Raw genomic sequence first — 20,657 nt, 5'->3', positions numbered from 1 at the left:
GGCCATGGCGCGCCAGGACGGCATGGCCGTGATCAGTGCGCTGTTGATTGCCGCGGTGGTGGCGGTGATCGCCGCAGGCATGATCGAACGCCAGGGGCTGCAGACCCGGCAGGTGGAGAACCGCCAGATGGCGCTGCAGGGGCAATGGGCCCTGGAGGGCGGCCTGCAACTTAGCCGCAGGGTGTTGTTCGAACAACGCCTGCGCGATCCGCTGGTACGTGGCGGCCAACCCTGGACGCGACCGTTGCGCGATGTGCCGTCCGGCAGCGTGCGCTTCGATGGGCAACTGGAGGATGAGCAGGGCAAGTTCAACCTGCGCAACCTGGTGGTCGATGGCCAGGTGGACAGCGAGGCTCTGGCGACCTTCCAGCGTCTGTGCGCGCTGATCGGCATCGGCGAGCGGCTGGCCACGGCCATCGCCGGGCAGGTGATCGACAGCTACCCACAGCGTCCGCCGGTATCCCCCGGCAGTGCCGGTCAAGGCCTGCAAGGCGGCCGTGCGACCTCGCCGGCCGTTGCCGCCGAGGCGTTGCCGGCCAGGCGCCCGATGCTGCGCAGCGTCGATGCCCTGGTCGGGCTCAAGGGCATGGACGCCGAGGCCCTGCAGCGCCTGCGCCGATTCGTCACGGTGCTGCCGGCGATGACCTGGATCAATGGCAACACCGCCAGTGCCGAAGTGCTCGCCGCGCAGGTGCCGGGCCTGCCGCTGCAGCAGGCCATGGCGCTGGTGGCCGAGCGCGACAGTGGGCGCTGGTTCATCAACCGGGGCGATTTCGTCAACCGTTTGCGCATGCCGCAGCTGGCCATGGCCAATGTGCGGGTGGGGATCAACAGCGACTGGTTCCGCCTGCGCGGCCAGGCGCGCCTGGGCAGCCGCGAACAACCCCTGCAGGCGCTGCTGCGCCAGCGCGAGGGGCAGTTGCCGGATGTCATCTGGAGCCGGGTGGGCGCATGAGTACGCTGGTTGATGTGCAGCTGCCGCCGTTGGCGGAGCTGGAGGATGCCTCGCTGTTGGACTATCGCCAGGCCGAGCGTGGCGGCCAGGCCACACGCGGGCAATTGCAGCGCGAGATCAAGGGTGCATCCTGGCGCCTGCACTTGCATGCGCACGACAGCCTGGCCCTGGTCCTGGCCTTGCCACCGCTGACGGGCAAGCGCTTGAGCGCGGCGGTGGGTTGCGCGGTCCAGGGGCTGGTGCTCGGCGATGCCGGGCAGGTCCACGTGGCGCACGGGCCGCGCCAGGCAGATGGGAACGTCGCCGTGGCCTGGCTGGGCCTTGCGCAGATGGCGCGCTTGCAGGCATGGCTGCAGGCCGATGGTATCCACGTGGCCGGGCTGTTCGCCCGGCAGGAGGATACCGCGTCGTCAGTCGATTTGGCCGGCGGGCTTGCCGGGCCTGTGAAATCGCCAGCGTTGGGACGCACCTTGGCGATCTGGGGCGCGGCGGCAGTGATCTGGTGCCTGGGCTTGAACCTCTATGCCGCGCACCTGGCCGACGAGGGTGAGCAGTTGCGTGCGCACATGGTCGCCCAGGTGCGCATGGCCTTCCCGCAGTTGCCGGTAGTGCTCAACCCCCTGCAGCAGGCACGTCAGCAACTGCAGGCCGGGCAGGGTGGCGCTGGCTCGGGGCTGGCGGTCTTGCTCGACGGCGCCGGCCAGGTCATGCCGTTTTTGGCAGGCAATGTCGAGGCGCTGGATTATCAGGATGGCGTGCTGCGCCTCACTCCCCTGGACGATGGCGGCAAGGCCCCGGCGGACAGTGCCTGGCAGGCCGACCTCGCCGCACGCGGCATCGAAGGCCAGGCCAGTGGGCAAGGCTGGACCCTGCGTGCGGCCAACCCATCCGGCGAGGAGCTGGCCCATGTCGATTAAGACCCGCCTGGGCCTGCTGCGCGGTCAGGCCCGGCAACGCTGGCAAGCCCTGGCCGCGAGGGAGCGTCGTGCGGTCGCCCTGGCAGGCGGCTTGCTCGGCGCGCTGTTCTGCTGGCAGGTACTGGTGCAGCCAGCCCTGGCCCGGATCGACCACTGGCAGGCCGAAACACCCAAGTTGCGCAGCCAGGCGCAGGCGCTCGATGCCTTGCTCGGCGAGCGCCTGGCACAACGGCCTGCGGATACCGCCCAGGCTTTGCGCCAGAGCCTGGAGCAGGCTGGCCTGCTGGCGCAGTCACTGCTCGACGGCGAGGGCGATACCTGGCACCTGGGCTGGCAGCGGGCCCCCGCAGAGGCGGCCATGGCCTGGCTACAGTCTGTGCCGCTGCGCCTTGGGCTCGGTGTTGGCCAGCTGACATTGCGCCGGGACCCCGGCGAGCCCGGCAGCCCGGTGACCTTTTCCGGAACCCTTCGCATGACTCAGGCGCATGGCGCTAAGGACCCTTCATGACGTGCCTCCGTTCACCGCGACTGCCGTTCGCGCCCTTGCTCCTGGCCCTGGCACTCAGCGCCTGCGCCAGCGCGCCGAGCGTGCAACGTCCCCTGGCCAGCAGCGAGCTGGGCCGTCCGCTGGCCGAAGCCGGTGCCACGGCGGGCACCCTGGATCACCGCGAACCGCAGAGCCGCCCGCTGCAGCGCCAGTCGCCGCCCCGGGTCGGCCAGCGCCACAGCCGCGCCGTGGCCGCACCCGCGCCGGCCAATCCACTGGGCGACCAGCCGGTACAGCTGAACTTCGTCGATGCCGATATCCAGGCAGTGGTGCGCGGCCTGTCCCGCGCCACCGGTCGCCAGTTCCTGGTGGATCCACGGGTCAAGGGCCAGCTGACCCTGGTTTCCGAAGGCGAGGTGCCTGCCGCCAAGGCTTATTCCATGCTGCTGTCGGCCCTGCGCATGCAGGGCTTCAGCGTGGTCGATGTCGGCGGCGTGGCCCAGGTGGTGCCCCAGGCCGACGCCAAGCTGCTCGGCGGCGCGCTGGTGAGCGGCGACCGCGACGCCGGCAACGGCATGGTCACCCGGACCTTCCGTCTGCAGTACGAGAACGCCGTCAACCTCATCCCGGTGCTGCGCCCGATCGTCTCGCCGGACAACCCGATCAACGCCTACCCGGGTAACAACACCCTGGTCGTCACCGATTACGCCGAAAACCTCGAGCGGGTCGCGCAGATCCTTGACCGGGTCGACATCCCCAGCGCCATCGACACCGATGTGGTGGCGATCAACAACGGTATCGCCAGCGACATCGCCAGCATGGTCAACGAACTGCTCGACAGCCAGGGTAGCGACCCGACCCAGAAGATCAGCGTGCTGGGCGATCCGCGCTCGAACAGCGTGGTGATCCGCTCCGGCAGCCCCGAGCGTACCCAGCTGGCCCGTGACCTGGTCTACAAGCTCGACAATGCGCAGAACAGCGCCGGCAACCTGCACGTGGTGTACCTGCGCAATGCCCAGGCCGACAAGCTGGCGCAGAGCCTGCGGGGGCTGCTGACCGGCGAGAGCGACAGTGCCACTGCCGACGGCACGCGTGCGCTGCTCAGCGGTGGCGGCATGCTCACCGCCGGCAGTGGCAACGGCAACGGCGCCAGCACCGGCAACAACAGCGCCACGCAGAACAGCAGTACAACTGGCAGCCAGAACCGCGGCAACAGCCTGGGCGCCGGCAGCACGCCGAACGGCTACGGCGCCAGCGCGCAGCAGAACGACCAAGGCACCGCGTTCTCCGCCGGCGGCGCGACCATCCAGGCCGACAAGACCACCAACACCCTGCTGATTTCCGCCCCGGAGCCGCTGTATCGCAGCCTGCGCGAGGTCATCGACCAGCTTGATCAACGCCGCGCCCAGGTGGTGGTGGAAAGCCTGATCGTCGAGGTCGGCGAGGACGACGCCAATGAGTTCGGCATTCAGTGGCAGGCCGGCAACCTAGGCAAGAATGGCGTGTTCGGCGGTGCCAACCTCGGTGGCAGCGGGTTGGTCAAGGGGCCGAGCAGCATCGATGTGCTGCCCAAGGGGCTGTCGGTGGGCGTGGTCGATGGCACGGTGAAGATCCCCGGCATCGGCGAGGTGCTCGACCTCAAGGTGCTGGCCCGTGCGTTGACCAGCAAGGGGGGCAGCAACGTTTTGTCTACACCCAACCTGCTGACCCTGGACAACGAGGCGGCGAGCATCTTCGTCGGCCAGACCATCCCCTTCGTCAGCGGCCAGTACGTAACCGATGGCGGCGGCAACAGCAACAACCCGTTCCAGACCATCCAGCGCGAGGAAGTGGGCCTGCGCCTGAACGTGCGGCCGCAGATCTCCGAGGGCGGCACGGTCAAGCTCGACGTCTACCAAGAGGTCAGCAGCGTCGACCAGCGTGCCTCGAGTGCCGCCGGCACGGTGACCAACAAGCGCGCCATCGACACCAGCATCCTGCTCGACGATGGCCAGATCATGGTCCTCGGTGGGTTGTTGCAGGACGGCTACACCCAGAGCAACGAGGGCATCCCGTGGCTGTCCGGGCTGCCGGGGGTAGGCGCGCTGTTTCGCAGCGAGCGCCGGGCCAGCACCAAGACCAACCTGATGGTGTTCCTGCGCCCGTACATCGTGCGCGATGCCGCGGCCGGGCGCAGCATCACCCTGAACCGCTACGACTTCATCCGTCGTACCCAGGGCAACCTCAAGCCCGAGCACTCCTGGGCACTGCCGGACATGGACATGCCGCTGCTGCCGCCGGTGGAGCAGGGCGTGCCCGACCAGGGCCGCGCGCGGCCGGTGTCATCGCAGGCGCCACGGGCCTCGATCCGTGCCGTGCCGGTGGACGAGGTGGCCCGTTGAGCCGCCTGCCGTATGCCTGGGCCAAGGCCCAGCGGGTGGTGCTGCAGGCCGATGACGAGGCGAGGGCGGTACTCTCGTGTTGCCCTTCGAGCCCGGGCTGGGCGGTGGCAGAGGTGCGTCGGCGCTTTGGCGCGGTGGCTGTCGAAGCGGTTACCGACGCGAACATGGACGCGTTGCTGGTCAGCGCCTACGCCGATACCGGCAGCGCCGCGGCGGTGGTGGGCGCGGCGGAGAACGAGGTGGACCTCGACCGCCTGCTGCAGGACATCCCGGAAGTCACCGACCTGCTCGAGGCCCAGGACGACGCGCCGGTGATCCGCATGATCAACGCCTTGCTCACCCAGGCGGCCCGCGACCAGGCCAGCGACATTCATATCGAGCCGTTCGAGAGCCACTGCCTGGTGCGCTACCGGGTCGACGGCACCCTGCGCGACGTGGTCTCGCCGCGCAAGGCGTTGCACGGAGCGCTGGTGTCGCGGATCAAGATCATGGCGCAGCTGGACATCGCCGAGAAGCGCCTGCCCCAGGACGGCCGCATCGCCCTGCGCGTGGCCGGGCGGCCCATCGATATCCGCGTGTCCACCGTGCCCACCGGCCATGGCGAGCGCGTGGTCATGCGCCTGCTGGACAAACAGGCCGGGCGCCTGCGCCTGGAGGCGCTGGGCATGGACGCCGCGGTGCTGGCACGGCTGGACCAGTTGATCCGCCAGCCGCATGGCATCGTGCTGGTCACCGGCCCCACCGGCTCGGGCAAGACCACCAGCCTATACGCGGCGTTGGCGCGGCTGGATGCCAGTGTCAGCAACATCCTCACCGTCGAGGATCCGGTGGAATACGACCTGCCGGGGATCAGCCAGATCCAGGTCAACGCGCGTATCGACATGAGCTTCGCCGTGGCCCTGCGCGCCATCCTGCGCCAGGACCCGGACGTGATCATGATCGGCGAGATCCGCGACCTGGAGACCGCGCAGATCGCCGTGCAGGCCTCGCTGACCGGGCACCTGGTGCTGGCCACGCTGCACACCAACGATGCGGTGTCGGCGGTCAACCGCCTGGTCGACATGGGCGTCGAGCCGTTCCTGCTGGCCTCGGCGCTGCTCGGCGTGCTGGCCCAGCGCCTGGTGCGGCGTCTGTGCCCGCACTGCCGCGAGCCCGATCCGGCCACGCCCGGGCAGTACCGGGCGGTGGGCTGCGCGCATTGCAATCACTCAGGCTACAGCGGGCGCACCGGCATCCACGAGCTGTTCTGCGTGGACGACGCAGTGCGCGCCCTGGTGCACCAGGGCGCCGATGAACAGGCCCTGCGCGCCGCCGCCCGGGGTAACGGCATGCGCAGCATGCGCGAGGACGGCCAGCGCTGGGTCGACAGCGGCAGCACCTGCCTGGAAGAAATCCTGCGCGTGACACGGGATACCTGATGAACCGTTACCGCTATGAAGCCGCCGACGCCCAGGGGCATATCATCAAAGGGCTGCTCGAAGCCGACAGTCCGGGCGCCGCGATGGCGCAATTGCGCGGCCTGGGGCTGACCGCGCTGGAGGTCGAGGCCCAGGCCGCTGCCGTGCAGGGCGCGGGCCTGTTCAGCGCCCGGCTGAGTGATGGCGACCTGGCATGGGCCACGCGTCAGCTGGCCAGCCTGCTGGCCGCCGGCCTGCCGCTGGAGGCGGCGCTGGGCGCGACCCTGGAACAGGCCGAGCGCAAGCCTGTGGCGCAGTTGCTGGCGGCAGTGCGCGGCGATGTGCGCAGTGGCATGCGCCTGGCCGACGCACTGGCCGAACGGCCGCGGGACTTCCCCGAAATCTACCGGGCGCTGGTGGCGGCGGGCGAGGAGTCCGGCGACCTGGCCCAGGTAATGGAGCGCCTGGCCGACTACATCGAGGAGCGCAACACCTTGCGCGGCAAGATACTCACCGCTTTCATCTATCCCGGCGTGGTCGGGCTGGTGTCGGTGGGCATCGTCATCTTCCTGCTCAGCTATGTGGTGCCGCAGGTGGTCAGCGCCTTCACCCAGGCACGTCAGGACCTGCCCGGGCTGACCCTGGCGATGCTGGCGGCCAGTGACTTCGTGCGTGAATGGGGCGTGCTGTGCTTCGCCCTGATGGCTGGGGCGGTCTGGGCCTGGCGGGTCTACTTGCGCGCCCCGGCGGCGCGCCTGGCCTGGCACGCCCGGATCCTGCGGCTGCCGTTGCTCGGCCGTTTCGTGTTGGGCCTGAACACGGCGCGCTTTGCTTCCACGCTTGCGATCCTCGGCAGCGCCGGGGTACCGCTGCTGCGTGCGCTGGAGGCGGCGCGCCAGACCTTGGGCAACGATCGCCTCGACCAGTGTGTCAGCGAGGCCACCGCACGGGTGCGCGAGGGCGCCGGGCTGGCCTCGGCGCTGGCGGTGGAAAAGGTCTTCCCGCCGCTGCTCATCCACCTGATCGCCAGCGGCGAGAAGACCGGCAACCTGCCGCCGATGCTCGACCGCGCCGCCGACAGCCTGGCCAAGGACATCGAGCGCCGCGCCATGGGCATGACCGCGCTGCTCGAGCCGCTGATGATCGTGATCATGGGGGCGGTGGTGCTGCTGATCGTCATGGCGGTGCTGATGCCGATCATCGAGATCAACCAGCTGGTGCAGTGACCTGCTGCACCACTTCCCACACCTTGTTGGCGGAACCAGTATCAAGAAGGAGGGTTGAGCTGTGAACGCAAGAGGGGGCGGATCTTGGCCGGGTTCTTCCATTCAGCCAAGGCCAGTGGTGTAAAGGCGCCTCCCGCGAGGCGCCTTTGCGGTGCTCAGCTCTCTTCCTTCGGCTGCACCACGATCGCCAGGGCGTCCGGCTCGGGGCCGGCTTTCCAGCGGGCCTTCTCGGTCCAGTTGGCTGTGCTGATCACCGCGACCTCATCGCCGCCGCTGATCGCCACATAGACCCGCTTGCCATCCGGCGAGACCACCGCGCCAATCGGCAGCGCCTCTTCGCCGAGCATCGTGCGGCGGTATTCGGCGCCTTCGCGCGCCAGGCCGATGCGCTTGATCTCTTTCTTGGCCACCACATCGATCACCGCCAGTTCCGCCGACTTGGCGCAGGTGACAAGCGCATACTTGCCATCCGGGGTCATCGCGACGCGGATCGGGAACAGGCCGGTGCGGATACGGTCGGTGACTTCCAGGCGCTTGCTATCGACGATGACCACTTCGTTGCCGTCGCGGTTGCTGACCCATACCTGGGTGCCGCTGGGGGTCACCGCCACGCCTTCGCTGCCGGCGCCCGTGGGGATCTCGGCGATTTTCTTCTTGTGCAGCAGGTCGACCACCGACAGCGTGCCGCTCTCGACATGGCTGACGTAGGCGCGGTCGGCACCGGGTGACAGCGCGACCATGTGCGGTTTGCCGCCACCGACGTCGATGCGGTCGAGCACTTTACCTTGGGCCAGGTCGACCACCAGCAGACGTTCGCTGGCTTCGGTGGTGACCACCACACGCTGGCTGTCGGGCAGGAAACGAATGCCATGGGGGCGGGTGTCTTCGCCCAGGTCGATGGTGCGCACGACCGTCCGGGTCGGCCAATCGATCACGCTCAGGCTGTTGTTCGCCGTGCCTTGCGCGCCGTAGTTGCCGACCACGGCGAGCAGGCCATTGCCACTGACCACCACCTCGTGGGGGCCGGTGCCTACCGGCAGGCGGATCATTTCCTGGCCACTGCCAGTGTCCAGGGCCGACACGCTGGCGTCGGCCTTGTTGCCGACCAGCAGCACGTCGTCGGCATTGGCCAAGGTGGCGCAGGCCAGCAGGGCACCGGCCAGGGCCAGCAGGCGGAAGGGGGGTGTGAATGTCATGGGGTAGGGCATGTCCAGTCTCCTTGAAGGTGTGATCCTTGTTGCATGCACTGGCTGTGACCCGTCGGGCCGTCCGAGAGTTTCAGTGGACATGTGCACGCCGACGGTGGCTGGCGGTGCTGATGCTGATCATCGAGATCAACCAGCTGGTGCAGTGACCTGCTGCGCCACCTCCCACACCTGTTGGCGGAACCAGCGACGCAAGGGGTCGGCGTGGGTGCGCGCGTGCCAGATCTGCATCACTTCGACCCGGGGCAGCGCCAGGGGCAGGGTGTGCAGGCGCAGGCCGGGGTCGCGCTCGACCGCTTCGATGGCCAGCGAGCGCAGGCAGGTCAGCAGCAGGTCGGTGCCGCGCACCAGACGCGTAGGGGCAATGAAGCTGGACAGGCCGGCCACCACCCGACGTTGCCGACCAACAGCCCGCAGGGCGTGATCGACCCGGCCATCGAGGTCGCCGGTGAGTGTGGTCAGCAGGTGCTCGCAGGCCAGGAACGCCTCCAGGCTCATGCCCTCGGTCAGGTGTGGGTTGTCGGCGGCGGCCAGTACCACGAAGTCCTCACTGAGCAGGCGCTGTTGATGGAAGGTGTCCGGCAAACCGTTGTAGAAACCGGCGATGGCCAGGTCGCAGGTGCCTTTTTCCAGCGCCTCGCGTGGCAGGTTGCCCTGGGTGTTGTGGGTGATCAGGGTCAGGTTCGGTGCCTGGGTGCGCAGGATCGGCAGCAGCCTGGGCAGCAGGGTCTGCTCCAGGTAGTCGGTGCTGTAAAGGTGCACCTGGGTCGGGCGGGAGAGGAAATCATCGCCGTCGCAATCCCTGTAGAAGTCCTGTAGCTGTGCAACCAGCTGCTGTATCCGGGGCGCCAGCTCATGGGCCCTGGGCGTTGGCGTGAGACCACGCGGCGCACGCACGAACAAGGGGTCGCCGAACTGCTGGCGCAGCTTGTTGAGCTTGTGGCTCAGGGCGGGCTGGCTGAGGGCCAGCCGTTGCGCTGCATGGGAGGCATTGCGCTCTTCATAGAGCACCTGGAACAGGTGCAGCAGGTTGAGGTCCTTGTTGCTGATATTCATAAAACGAATCACAGGAATAAGTGCTTTCGAATTATCGAATCATAACGCGATGGTTAGGATGGGCCCAACTTGTTGAGGGAGACGCCCCGTGACCATTGCCATCTTCGCCACTATCCAGCCGCATCCTGAACACCGTGAGGTCACAGAACAGGCCTTGCGCCTGATGGTGGGGCAGACCCGCGCCGAGCCCGGCAACCTGCGCTATGACCTGTTCGTCCGCGAGGGCGAGGTGCTGGCGTTCGAGCTGTTCGAGTTGTATGTCGATGCCGCCGCCGTCGAGGCCCATCGCAACAGTGCCCATTACCAGGCCTATCGCGCCGCCAGCGCCGGCTGGTTGGCCGCACCGACTCAAGTCCAGCTTGCCCACGGGCTGGATATCGCGCCATTCAACTGATCAGGAAGACACCATGAACATGATTGCTCCCGTCGCGCTGGCACTGGCTGGTACTTTGCTGGCCGGCCAGGCCGCCGCCGCTGCGAAGGGTGAGGTACTGGTGCTGTTGTCCAGCGAGAACCAGCTGCAGCTCAAGGACGGCAAACCGTACCCCACCGGTTACTACCTCAACGAATTCGGCGTGCCTGCCGACCAGTTGCTCAAGGCCGGCTACAAGCTGGTGCTGGTGACGCCCAAGGGCAATGCGCCGAGTGTCGATGAGCGCTCGATCGATCCGATGTACTTCGGCGGCGATGCCCGCGAAATGCAGCGTATCCGCCAGGTGGTCGATAGCCTGCCGGATATCGACGACACGCTGTCGGTGAAGGAGGTATTGGCTGGCGATATGGGCCGCTATGCCGGGATCTTCATCCCGGGTGGCCATGCGCCGCTGATCGACCTGGCCAACAACCCCGACGTCGGTGCCCTGTTGCGTCATTTCCACCAGGCCGGCAAGCCCACGGCCGCCATTTGCCACGGCCCGATCACGTTGCTGTCGGCGCAGCAGGACCCGGTCGCCTACCGCGCCGCGCTCGCCCGTGGCGAAACCCCGGCGGCCAGCGACTGGACGTACCGGGGCTATCGCATGACCATTTTCTCCGACCCTGAGGAGCAGGTGTTCGAGGGCTCACTCAAGGAGCAGCGTCTGCAGTTCTATCCCGCCAAGGCCATGGCCGGTGCAGGAGGCGACATGAGTTATGCCCAGGCCTGGCAGCCCCATGTAGTGGTCGATCGCGAGTTGATCACCGGGCAGAATCCGTTTTCCGACAAGGCGTTGGCCAAGGCGTTGCTTGAGCAGTTGGAGAGTGTCGGTAGCCGCAAGAACTGATCGAGTGCAGCTGATTGAGGCCTTGCGGATGCTGGCAGGGCCTCGGTCATTCAGGTGCGCAGGTTTTGTCTCGCTTGGGGCGGCCCGCGTAGGCGGAACCTTCGACTTTGGCAAACGCCTCCACGGCTGCTTCGCTGATAAAGCTGTCGTAGTGGGGCGATGCGCGTAGCCGCGCGAGTTTCTCGTCGGCAACGGCCTTGAAGTAGGCGACGGTTGCTTCAAAATCATTAGGTGTTGCCGTCATGCGATGCGTCCTCCCGAGTGAATGCAGCGTAGTCCGCGTCCAAGTTGTCGGCAAGGCCAACTCCCTTGACCTGGGTGAAACCATCTCGCTCGTAGGCTGCTCTGAGGCAAGGGATCTCGCACCACGACCCATTTCAGACCCAGCATGCTGGCATAAAAGCGTACGCCGCTCAGGCACAGGGGCGCGACATGGCCTTTGGTCAGCAGGCGATCATCAGGGTTGCGCTGCAGGAACAGCACCATGATCTTCTCCTTGCTGCCCTGCGGTGAGGCCCAGCACAAGCCTGCCAGTTGGTCATGATGCCACAGGGCGATGTCGAGGGCGCTGGCATGGGCACGCCGAGCCTTCCATTTCAGTACACGCTCCCAGCCGAAATCATACTGCTGCGGATGCCAGTGCTCATGCGCGGTGATGGCGCGCTCGTCGATTTCTTCGATGGCCAGCCACTGGGCGAGATGGTTGTTGCGCTGGCCAATCTCCAGGGCAATCTGCCCGCGTGCAGCCTGTTTGAAACCGGCAAGTTCGGCCAGTCTACGTTCGTCCATGTCGCACCCTCGAATGCTTTGGAACTGAGGTGCGAAAAGGCTAACGTGTCTGCTGCTCTGATGATGGCGCAAAGGCAGTGGGTGGCTTCCCACGATTGTGTAGTAAAGCTCCGAAGGCCAATTTCGCAGGGCCGACCGCCTTGCGCGGTGCGGCTCATTGGCGAGGCGGGATCAGCGTTTGCTCGGCCGGGTAATGCCGTCCACCACCAGCACCGTGGCGCCGGCCATGATGGCGATGTCGGCCAGGTTGAACACGCCGGTGTGCAGGGTGCCGATGTTGAGGACCAGGTAATCGACCACGTGGCCGTCGCGAATCACCCGGTCGATCAAGTTGGACAGCCCGCCCACGGCGATGAACCAGGCCGCGCTGGCCTTGACCGGTGCCGATTGCCAGTGACGCCAGGCCCAGACCATGGCCCAGGCGCACACCACGCCGACGGCGACCACGAACACCAGTTGCTTGAGCCACGGAGCCAGCCCGGCGCCGAGGCTGAGGAACGCTCCGGGGTTGAGGCTCAGGGCCAGGTCCAGCCAGACGCTCTGGTTGCCATAGACATAGCTGTGATCGTTCAGGGCGACCAGGGCGATCAGTTTTACCCACTGGTCGAGAATGATGAAGGCAACGCCCAGGGTGAGGACGAGGGTACGGCTGGAAAACATGCTGACAGTTCCTTTGGGCATCGCGAATGCGGGTAACGATCTGCCGGTGCGGGGCAAGCCCGCTGCCACAGACAGCTCCTAAACAGAAGGGGCGCCATCTGGCGCCCCTTCGTCGTGCAGCTTAGGCTTCAGCGTCCCACGGACGATCGCCTTTTTCATCCTTGACGCGGGTCGGCAGGCCCATCACGTCCAGCGCCTTGAGGAACGGCTCGGCCGGGAGCTCCTCGACGTTGACCATGCGCCCGGCATCCCACTGGCCACGGGCAACCAGCAGCGCGGCGGCTACCGGAGGCACGCCTGCGGTGTAGGAAATACCTTGGCTGTCGGTCTCGGCGTAGGCTTCCTCGTGGTCGGCCACGTTGTAGATGAACACCTCGCGCGGCTGGCCGTCCTTGGTGCCCTTGACCAGGTCACCGATGCAGGTCTTGCCGGTATAGCCCGGGGCCAGCGAGGCCGGATCCGGCAGCACGGCCTTGACCACTTTCAGTGGTACCACTTCCAGGCCTTCGGCGGTCTTCACCGGCTGCTCGCTGAGCAAACCGAGGTTCTTCAGCACGGTGAACACATTGATGTAGTGCTCGCCGAAGCTCATCCAGAAACGCACGTTCGGCACGTTCAGGTTCTTCGAGATCGAGTGCACTTCGTCGTGGCCGGTCAGGTACAGGTTCTGCGAACCCACTACCGGCAGATCGTCGGTGCGCTTGACCTCGAACATGGTGTTGCTGGTCCACTGGCTGTTCTGCCAGCTCCAGACTTGCCCGGTGAACTCACGGAAGTTGATTTCCGGGTCGAAGTTGGTGGCGAAGTACTTGCCGTGGGAACCGGCATTCACGTCCAGGATGTCGATCGAGTCGATCTGGTCGAAGTACTGCTGCTGCGCGAGTTTCGCGTAGCTGTTCACCACACCCGGGTCGAAGCCGACGCCGAGAATGGCGGTAATGTTCTTTTGTTGGCACTCTTCGAGGTGTTTCCACTCGTAGTTGCCGTACCACGGCGGGGTCTCGCAGATCTTGCCCGGCTCTTCGTGGATGGCGGTGTCAAGATAAGCGACACCGGTATCGATGCAGGCGCGCAGCACCGACATGTTGAGGAAGGCGGAGCCAACGTTGATCACGATCTGCGATTCGGTCTCGCGGATCAGGGCCTTGGTCGCCTCGACATCGAGGGCGTTGAGCGAGAAGGCCTGGATGTCGGCGGGAACCTTGAGGCTACCCTTGGCCTTGACGCTGTCGATGATGGCCTGGCATTTGGAGATGTTCCGTGACGCAATCGCAATACGACCCAGTTCGTCGTTATGCTGTGCGCACTTGTGGGCCACCACCTTGGCGACACCTCCTGCACCAATGATAAGAACGTTCTTCTTCAATTCAGCTGCTCTCCTTCATGAAAGCCTGTCTTACGACAGGCTCGAAACGTAGTCTTCGAAACCGAACTCGCGCACCACTTCGACGCTGCCGTCGAGTTGCTTGACCGCGATGGAGGGCATTTTCAGACCGTTGAACCAGTTTTTCTTGACCATGGTGTAGCCCGCCGTGTCGATGAACGACAGCCGGTCACCGATGGCCAGTGGCTTGTCGAATTGGTACTCGCCGAAGATGTCGCCGGCCAGGCACGACTTGCCGCAGACCATGTAGGTGTGCGCACCGTCGTTGGGGGCCATCTTGGCGTTGAGGCGGTAGATCAGCAGGTCGAGCAAGTGCGCTTCGATCGAGCTGTCGACCACGGCCAGGTGCTTGCCGTTGTACAGGGTGTCGAGCACGGTCACTTCCAGCGAGGCGCTGTTGGTGATGGCCGCTTCGCCCGGCTCCAGGTAGACCTGCACACCGTAGGTTTCGGCGAACTGCTTCAGGCGCGCGCAGAAGGCGTCCACCGCGTAGTCCTCGCCAGTGAAGTGGATGCCGCCGCCGAGGCTGACCCACTCGACCTTGTGCAGCAGGTGGCCGAAACGTTCCTCGATGTGCGTGAGCATCTTGTCGAACAGGCCGAAGTCGCCGTTCTCGCAGTTGTTGTGGAACATGAAACCGGAGATCTTCTCGATCACCTTCTCGATCTTTTCTGGATCCCACTCGCCGAGGCGGCTGAACGGGCGCGCCGGGTCGGCCAGCAGGTAGTCGGAGCTACTCACCTGCGGGTTGACGCGCAGGCCGCGCACCTTGCCTTCGGACTGCTCGGCGAAGCGCTCGAGCTGGCCGATGGAGTTGAAGATGATCTTGTCGCAGTTTTCGAGCATCTCTTCGACTTCGTCGTCGGCCCAGGCCACGCTGTAGGCATGGGTTTCGCCGGCGAACTTCTGGCGGCCGAGCTTGAGCTCGAACAGCGAAGACGAGGTGGTGCCGTCCATGTACTGCTGCATCAGGTCGAATACCGACCAGGTAGCGAAGCACTTGAGGGCAAGCAGTGCCTTGGCACCGGAGTGTTCGCGCACGTAGGCGATCTTCTCCATGTTGCTCAGCAGCTTGGTTTTGTCGATGAGGTAGTACGGCGTCTTGATCATTTAAAGGCCCCCGGCCAGGCCGGCCAAAAAAAGGACACGCATTGTGCCTTCACTTGCCGCGGTACGAAAGGGCGCGAGGCGCATTTCGTCAGAGTCGTGCCGCGTTTTGCAAGGGAAACCCCACCGGTTCCATGGTCCGGTCCTCGGTGCGAGCTGTACTTGCCGCGGGTCGTGACCAAGTTGACCAGATCAAGATGACCATGCTGGTTGGCGACGAGGCATACCAGGAAGAATCCGATGGACGCGACATGTTGTGCAAACGGTCTACCGACGTCGGTTCAGGGGCTGGCTCGCACACGCCGGTTCAGGGCTGACTGGCGGGCAGCAGGGGCGCTGGTGGAGTAGCTTGCTGATCAGGACGACCCATCATGGTGGAAAAGGTGGGCATGTTGTTATCGTCCAGAAACTTCTGCGCCTCAGCCAGCGTTACCGGTGTTTCATCTACCCATGGCTGTTCCCAGAGGCCGGAAATGTAGAGTTGTGGGGCCCCTGAAGGCTGAAGGCGGCCATCGCTGAAGACGAATGACTGCGTGACATGCAGGTGTTCGCTGACAAAGCTCGCGCTGTCCACGACCCAGGAAAATCGCAGTAACTTGCGCTTGCCTTCGATCTGTACGGCAAAGCCGTTGGCGAACGTGACGGGCGTGGTGTCTCCGCTGATCAGGTCTTTCATGACACCGGTGCTGCGGTAGGCACTGTAGGGTGACAGCGCGCCCGTGCGCAGCCCCTCAACCTCAGGGGGAACGGGCGTGCCACTGAGCAGCCGGCCCCGCGGGTCGACGATCAGGACATTGATCAGCCGGTCATCGTGAAGGGAGTAAAGCTGATTGGTGAGTGTCAGTACCACCTCGGGGATGTCATCGTCATCCAAGTCCAGGACTTGGTATCGGACGTTGGTGGGGATCTGGTGGTAGGTCAATGGGGCGGTGGGTGGATAGTCCCGGAAACGCTGATCCTTTGCGGTATGTGCAACCTCCAGGGTTTTCACCGGCACGCGGTTCAACAGGAGCGTGACCAGGTCAGGTTCCCCCACGAACATCTTGTCCTGCGCTTCCCATTGAGCGCCTGTTGTGCGGCCTGTCTTGATCTCCACTGCAAGGGGTTGCCTGAGTTCGGCGACCTGTTGCCAGTGTTCCATCATGGGTTTGAACAGGTCCTGGAAAAGGCCGGCCCATAAGCTCAGTGCAGAGACGCTCAAGACGATTCCGCCAACGGCGGCGGCGCGATGCCGACTGCACCACGCAATCAAGGCCCTAAGCAGATTCGCGCACATCCGTCTCATTGTTTTCTGTTCCCTTGATCCTGGCCGGTTCTGCCGCTGGTGCTTGAAAGGCGCAGACTATCACAGGGCAACATCGGCTCTATTAGACCTCTGCCCAGGCTCGGCTAGTCTTTCTGCTGGTTCCGTGAAAAGCCGGCGCACAGGCGTGCCCGGCCATAACCGACGAGGGGCAGGCGCGTTTGGCGAACGCCTGATTCAACACCTGGCAGCGCAATGACAACAACGCCCGGAAATCTGAATTGAACCGACCCAAAAGGTAGCAGCAGATGGCGAACGAATCGAAATGCCCGTTTCACCAGACCGCCGGTGGCGGCACCAGCAACCGTGACTGGTGGCCTGACCAACTCAACCTGAAGATCCTCCACCAGCATTCGAGCAAGTCCGACCCGATGGACCCGGACTTTGACTACGCCAAGGCGTTCAAGAGCCTCGACTTCCAGGCACTCAAAGCAGACCTGACAGCCTTGATGACCGACTCCCAGGACTGGTGGCCGGCGGATTTCGGCCACTATGGCCCGCTGTTCATCCGCATGGCCTGGCACAGCGCGGGCACTTATCGCATTGGTGATGGCCGAGGTGGTGCTGGCTCTGGCCAGCAGCGTTTCGCCCCGCTCAACAGCTGGCCGGACAACGTCAGCCTGGACAAGGCCCGGCGCCTGCTGTGGCCGATCAAGCAGAAGTACGGCAACAAGATTTCCTGGGCCGACCTGATCGTGCTTACCGGCAACGTGGCCCTGGAGTCCATGGGCTTCAAGACCTTCGGCTTTTCCGGTGGCCGCGCCGACGTATGGGAGCCGGACGAAGACGTGTACTGGGGCTCGGAAAAGGTCTGGCTGGGTGGCGACACCCGCTACGGCAAGGAACAGGTCAAGGCCCAGCCACCCGGCCAGGGTGACCTGGTAGCCGAGCCTGCCAAGCATGGCGAGGAGCAGAACCGCGACCTGTCGGCCGAGCGCAACCTGGAAAACCCGCTAGCGGCGGTGCAGATGGGCCTGATCTATGTCAACCCGGAAGGACCGGAGGGCGAGCCGGACCCGGTGAAGTCCGGCAAGGACATCCGTGAGACCTTTGGCCGAATGGCCATGAACGATGAGGAGACCGTGGCGCTGATCGCCGGCGGCCATGCCTTCGGCAAGACCCACGGCGCCGGCCCCGCCGACAACGTCGGCGCCGAGCCGGAAGCGGCGGGCCTCGAGCTGCAGGGCCTGGGCTGGAGCAACAAGTTCGGGACCGGCAAGGGCGGCGACACCATCACCAGCGGCCTGGAAGTGACCTGGACCTCGACCCCGACTCGATGGAGCAACGAGTACCTGAACAACCTGTTCAACTTTGAATGGGAGCTGACCAAGAGTCCGGCCGGCGCCCATCAATGGCGGCCGAAGGATGGCAAGGGCGCCGGCACCGTGCCTGATGCCCATGATCCCGGCAAGAAGCACGCGCCGTCGATGCTCACCTCTGACCTGGCGCTGCGCTTCGACCCGATCTACGAGCCGATCGCCCGGCGTTTCAAGGACAACCCCGACCAGCTCGCCGATGCCTTCGCCCGTGCCTGGTACAAGCTGATCCACCGCGACATGGGCCCGCTGGCGCGCTATCTCGGGCCGGAAATGCCCAACGAGGAGCTGCTGTGGCAGGATCCGTTGCCCAAGGCCGGGCCTCAACCCAGCGACGCCGATATCGCCGCGCTCAAGGCCAAGGTGCTGGCTTCGGGGCTGAGTGTCGGTGAACTGGTGTCCGCCGCCTGGGCCTCGGCCTCGACCTTCCGCGGCTCCGACAAGCGCGGCGGTGCCAACGGCGGTCGCCTGCGCTTGGCACCGCAGAACGGTTGGACGGCAAACCAGGGGCTGGACAAGGTGCTGATGGCGCTGGAGAAGATCCGCAGCGAGGGCGGGAACCAGGTCTCCCTGGCCGACCTGATCGTCCTGGCCGGCAATGCAGCGGTGGAAAAAGCCGCCCAGGATGCCGGGCACAGCATCAGCGTGCCGTTCCACCCGGGGCGTGTGGACGCCTCGCAGGAGCAGACCGATGTCGAGTCGTTCGCCGTGCTCGAGCCCCTGGCCGACGGTTTCCGCAACTTCAGCAAGGCGCGCTACAGCGTCAAGGCCGAGAAATTGCTGCTGGACAAGGCCCAGTTGCTGACGCTCACCGCACCGGAACTGACCGTGCTGATCGGTGGCCTGCGGGTGCTGGGCGCCAACCATGGCGGCAGCAAGGAGGGGGTGTTCACCGACAAGGTCGGCGTGCTCAGCAATGACTTCTTCCGCAACCTGCTGGACATGGGCGTGGAATGGAAACCGACTTCGGCGGACAACGAAGCGTTCGAAGGCCGTGACCGCAAGACCGGCCAGGTGAAATGGACCGCCAGCCGGGTCGACCTGGTGTTCGGCTCCCATGCGCAGCTGCGTGCCTTGAGCGAGGTATACGGCAGCAGCGATGCCAGGGAGAAGTTCGTCAAGGACTTCGTCGCGGCCTGGGTGAAAGTGATGGAGCTGGACCGTTTCGACCTGGCATAACGCCGATCGCGGGGCATGTCGCATCGGCGCTTCGATGCGGCATGCCCCGCGATGTTTGCTAACCCAGGCTTAAAGCCCCTGGGATCCCTGCAACGGGTCGGTGCCCGGGTTTTCCTCATGCAACGAAACCTGCGCGGTCTCCGGCAACGCCAGCCCGCCGATCAATGCCAGCAAGGCAATCACCACCAGGTAGAACGCCGGGGCCAGGCGGCTGCCACTTTGTTCGATCAACCAGGTCGCCACCAGCGGCGCGGTGCCGCCGAACAGGGTATAGGCGACGTTGTAGGTGATCGCCGAGGCGGTGTAGCGGCTGCGGGTGGGGAAGCATTCCGACAGCAGCGCGGCGGTGACCACGCCACTCATCAGCGCGCCGATGGCCAGCAGGATCACTCCCAGCAATGCCCCCGCCAGCGACCCCGAGCTGGCCAGCCAGTAGGCCGGGAACACCGCGACCATCACCCAGAGGCAAGTGAAGCCGATGGTCCGGCGCCGTCCGACACGATCGGAAAAGGCGCCCGCCAGCGGGCAGCCGGCCGCGGCGAACAGCAGCGCCACGGTCGAGACCAGTAGCGCCTGGGCGCGGCTCAGGTGGCCGACCGTCTGCAGGTAGGTGGCGAAGTAGGTGGTGAACATGTAGAACGACAGCGCCGTCAGCGAGATGAACGCGCCAAGGTTGCCGATGGTGCGGCCATGGTGGCGCAAGGTGTCGCCGAGCGGCGAATGGCTGTGCGCCTTGCCTTCGGCGATTGCCTGGCGAAACGCCGGGGTTTCCTCCATGCGCCAGCGCAGGTAAAGGCCGACCAGGCCCAGGGGCGCGGCGACCAGGAACGGAATACGCCAACCCCAGGCGTTCATCGCCTCGGGTGTGAGGCTTGCCTCCAGGCCATAGGCGATGACCGCCGCGCAGGCGAAGGCAGAGAAGGTCGAGACCGGCACGAAGCTGCCGTAGAACGCGCGCCTGCCCCGTGGCGCGTGCTCCATCAGGTAGGCGCAAGCGCCGGCATATTCACCCCCTGCGGAAAACCCCTGCAGGCAGCGGGCGAGGGTGAGCAGCGCCGGGGCCAGCACGCCGATGCTGGCATAGGTCGGCAGCAGGCCGATCAGCGTGGTGGAGCCGGCCATCAGCAGGATGGTCAGCGACAGGATGCGCTTGCGCCCGAGACGGTCGCCCAGCGCACCGAACACGATGCCGCCCAAAGGGCGCAGGGCGAAGGCCACGGCAAATACGGCGAAGGTCTTGAGCAGGGCGACGCTGGCGTCCTCACTGGCGAAGAACTGGCTGGCGATCAGGGTGGCGAGGAAACCGTAGACGGCGAAGTCGAACCATTCGACGAAGTTGCCGATGGCCGAGGCGGCAATCACCCGCCGCAAGGTGGCGGGTGGGACCTCGTGGGCGATGGACATGGGGTGCTCTCCGGGGGTCTTGGCAGCCTGGACGGATGCGCCGCGCTCGGGGCGCGGCGTCGTTGTTCTCGGGCCAGTAGACAAGCGGCAAGGCGAGGGTGCTTTGTCGGGGGCGACATCAGGATGCCTGTTAGCACCGGAAAGCAGGTTCAGTGCAGTGGCATGGGGGTTGGCAGACGAGGCATGAGTACCAGGGGCGCGATCACATCGACATGACCGTCTTCGAACAGGCTGCCGGGAACGGGTGGGTAAGTGGTTCTCCAGCATTCGTGCTCGACCAGTTGCTTCAATTGGCTCAAGGGTGAGGCATTGACCCAGACGGGCAGCAGGCGTTCATGGGCGGGCGAGCTGCGTACGGCCTTGCAGGCGACGGGGCGGTTGCTGCGGTCCAGAGTGAGCTTGAGCGTGACCACGCCGACCAGGGTGCCCTGGTTGGCGGCATTGATTCGGTTGACGAGGGCACTCTGCATGGCCGCCGTGAAACCGGCCAGGGCGGCGGCGTCGACTTTCGCGTTGGCTTCGGGGTTGGCACTGCAGGCCAAGAGCGTGAGCAGGCCAAGCGCTGCCAGCGGGAGGAGAGTGAACAGCGGGATCTTCGACACGGGAACGTCCTTGGAGGCAAACACCGG

General features: G+C 65.5%; 19 protein-coding genes. 9 read left to right on the top strand and 10 right to left on the bottom strand.

What is annotated here, in order from left to right; translation table 11 throughout:
* Positions 1–4: 4 nt before the first annotated feature.
* Genes gspK through gspF form a run of 6 tightly spaced genes read left to right on the top strand, consistent with a single transcriptional unit; the run spans position 5 to position 7,363 of the window.
* Entirely contained in the window at positions 5–955 is a 951-nt protein-coding gene (gspK, locus tag C3F42_RS04460) for a type II secretion system minor pseudopilin GspK (protein WP_104444043.1), read from the top strand.
* Positions 952–1,872, top strand: a complete 921-nt coding sequence (gene gspL / locus C3F42_RS04455; RefSeq protein WP_104444042.1) for a type II secretion system protein GspL — start codon at positions 952–954, stop codon at positions 1,870–1,872. The genes gspK and gspL overlap by 4 nt, the downstream gene beginning before the upstream one ends.
* The gene (gene gspM / locus C3F42_RS04450; protein ID WP_094011082.1) at positions 1,862–2,380 is read left to right on the top strand and encodes a type II secretion system protein GspM; all 519 of its coding nucleotides are present in this window, start codon (positions 1,862–1,864) and stop codon (positions 2,378–2,380) included. The genes gspL and gspM overlap by 11 nt, the downstream gene beginning before the upstream one ends.
* Positions 2,377–4,740, top strand: coding sequence for a type II secretion system secretin GspD (gene gspD / locus C3F42_RS04445; protein ID WP_104444041.1), 2,364 nt, complete (start codon positions 2,377–2,379; stop codon positions 4,738–4,740). The genes gspM and gspD overlap by 4 nt, the downstream gene beginning before the upstream one ends.
* Positions 4,737–6,158 carry a type II secretion system ATPase GspE gene (gspE, locus tag C3F42_RS04440; RefSeq protein WP_038705899.1) on the top strand — a complete coding sequence of 474 codons (1,422 nt, stop codon included), beginning with the start codon at positions 4,737–4,739 and terminating at the stop codon, positions 6,156–6,158. The genes gspD and gspE overlap by 4 nt, the downstream gene beginning before the upstream one ends.
* On the top strand, positions 6,158–7,363 hold the full coding sequence (gene gspF, locus C3F42_RS04435) for a type II secretion system inner membrane protein GspF (RefSeq protein WP_094011084.1): 1,206 nt from the start codon (positions 6,158–6,160) through the stop codon (positions 7,361–7,363). Before gspE ends, gspF begins: the two co-directional genes overlap by 1 nt.
* A gap of 155 nt (positions 7,364–7,518) precedes the next feature.
* Here gspF and C3F42_RS04430 read toward each other — a convergent pair whose 3' ends face one another.
* Positions 7,519–8,571, bottom strand: coding sequence for a cytochrome D1 domain-containing protein (locus tag C3F42_RS04430; RefSeq protein ID WP_158659520.1), 1,053 nt, complete (start codon positions 8,569–8,571; stop codon positions 7,519–7,521).
* A gap of 126 nt (positions 8,572–8,697) precedes the next feature.
* Positions 8,698–9,624: a LysR family transcriptional regulator gene (locus tag C3F42_RS04425; RefSeq protein ID WP_038705901.1), complete on the bottom strand. Its 927-nt coding sequence runs from the start codon at positions 9,622–9,624 to the stop codon at positions 8,698–8,700.
* Positions 9,625–9,712: 88 nt separating this feature from the next.
* On the opposite strand from C3F42_RS04425, the gene C3F42_RS04420 reads away from it, so the two are divergent.
* The gene (locus C3F42_RS04420) at positions 9,713–10,018 is read left to right on the top strand and encodes a putative quinol monooxygenase (protein WP_094011086.1); all 306 of its coding nucleotides are present in this window, start codon (positions 9,713–9,715) and stop codon (positions 10,016–10,018) included.
* Between the two features lie 13 nt (positions 10,019–10,031).
* Positions 10,032–10,886: a type 1 glutamine amidotransferase domain-containing protein gene (locus C3F42_RS04415; RefSeq protein ID WP_094011087.1), complete on the top strand. Its 855-nt coding sequence runs from the start codon at positions 10,032–10,034 to the stop codon at positions 10,884–10,886.
* Positions 10,887–10,932: 46 nt separating this feature from the next.
* On the opposite strand, the gene C3F42_RS04410 is transcribed toward C3F42_RS04415, so the two are convergent.
* The 6 genes from C3F42_RS04410 to C3F42_RS04380 form a co-directional block, all read right to left on the bottom strand.
* Positions 10,933–11,130: a hypothetical protein gene (locus C3F42_RS04410; RefSeq protein ID WP_104444040.1), complete on the bottom strand. Its 198-nt coding sequence runs from the start codon at positions 11,128–11,130 to the stop codon at positions 10,933–10,935.
* Complete coding sequence (locus tag C3F42_RS04405; RefSeq protein WP_104444039.1) at positions 11,127–11,675, bottom strand: hypothetical protein; 549 nt, start codon at positions 11,673–11,675, stop codon at positions 11,127–11,129. Before C3F42_RS04405 ends, C3F42_RS04410 begins: the two co-directional genes overlap by 4 nt.
* A gap of 171 nt (positions 11,676–11,846) precedes the next feature.
* Positions 11,847–12,335 (bottom strand): signal peptidase II, encoded by a 489-nt coding sequence (locus C3F42_RS04400; protein WP_104444038.1) that lies wholly within the window; start codon positions 12,333–12,335, stop codon positions 11,847–11,849.
* 121 nt (positions 12,336–12,456) lie between these two features.
* The gene (locus C3F42_RS04395; RefSeq protein WP_038705903.1) at positions 12,457–13,701 is read right to left on the bottom strand and encodes a saccharopine dehydrogenase family protein; all 1,245 of its coding nucleotides are present in this window, start codon (positions 13,699–13,701) and stop codon (positions 12,457–12,459) included.
* A gap of 30 nt (positions 13,702–13,731) precedes the next feature.
* Positions 13,732–14,829, bottom strand: a complete 1,098-nt coding sequence (locus C3F42_RS04390) for a carboxynorspermidine decarboxylase (protein WP_094011089.1) — start codon at positions 14,827–14,829, stop codon at positions 13,732–13,734.
* Between the two features lie 304 nt (positions 14,830–15,133).
* Positions 15,134–16,027 (bottom strand): hypothetical protein, encoded by an 894-nt coding sequence (locus C3F42_RS04380; RefSeq protein ID WP_146229523.1) that lies wholly within the window; start codon positions 16,025–16,027, stop codon positions 15,134–15,136.
* A gap of 350 nt (positions 16,028–16,377) precedes the next feature.
* On the opposite strand from C3F42_RS04380, the gene katG reads away from it, so the two are divergent.
* A complete protein-coding gene (gene katG / locus C3F42_RS04375; protein ID WP_104444036.1) occupies positions 16,378–18,624 on the top strand; it encodes a catalase/peroxidase HPI in 2,247 nt (748 codons plus the stop codon).
* 69 nt (positions 18,625–18,693) lie between these two features.
* Here the strand turns inward: katG and C3F42_RS04370 are convergent, their stop codons facing one another.
* Positions 18,694–20,028: an MFS transporter gene (locus tag C3F42_RS04370; RefSeq protein ID WP_038705906.1), complete on the bottom strand. Its 1,335-nt coding sequence runs from the start codon at positions 20,026–20,028 to the stop codon at positions 18,694–18,696.
* Between the two features lie 149 nt (positions 20,029–20,177).
* A complete protein-coding gene (locus C3F42_RS04365) occupies positions 20,178–20,630 on the bottom strand; it encodes a hypothetical protein (protein ID WP_023631222.1) in 453 nt (150 codons plus the stop codon).
* Between the last annotated feature and the right edge of the window lie 27 nt (positions 20,631–20,657).

This window comes from Pseudomonas sp. PONIH3 (genome assembly GCF_002934345.1).
Lineage (GTDB): Bacteria > Pseudomonadota > Gammaproteobacteria > Pseudomonadales > Pseudomonadaceae > Aquipseudomonas > Aquipseudomonas soli.
Note: the sequence above shows the minus strand (reverse complement) of the source record. Positions and strands in the feature narration are given on the sequence as shown.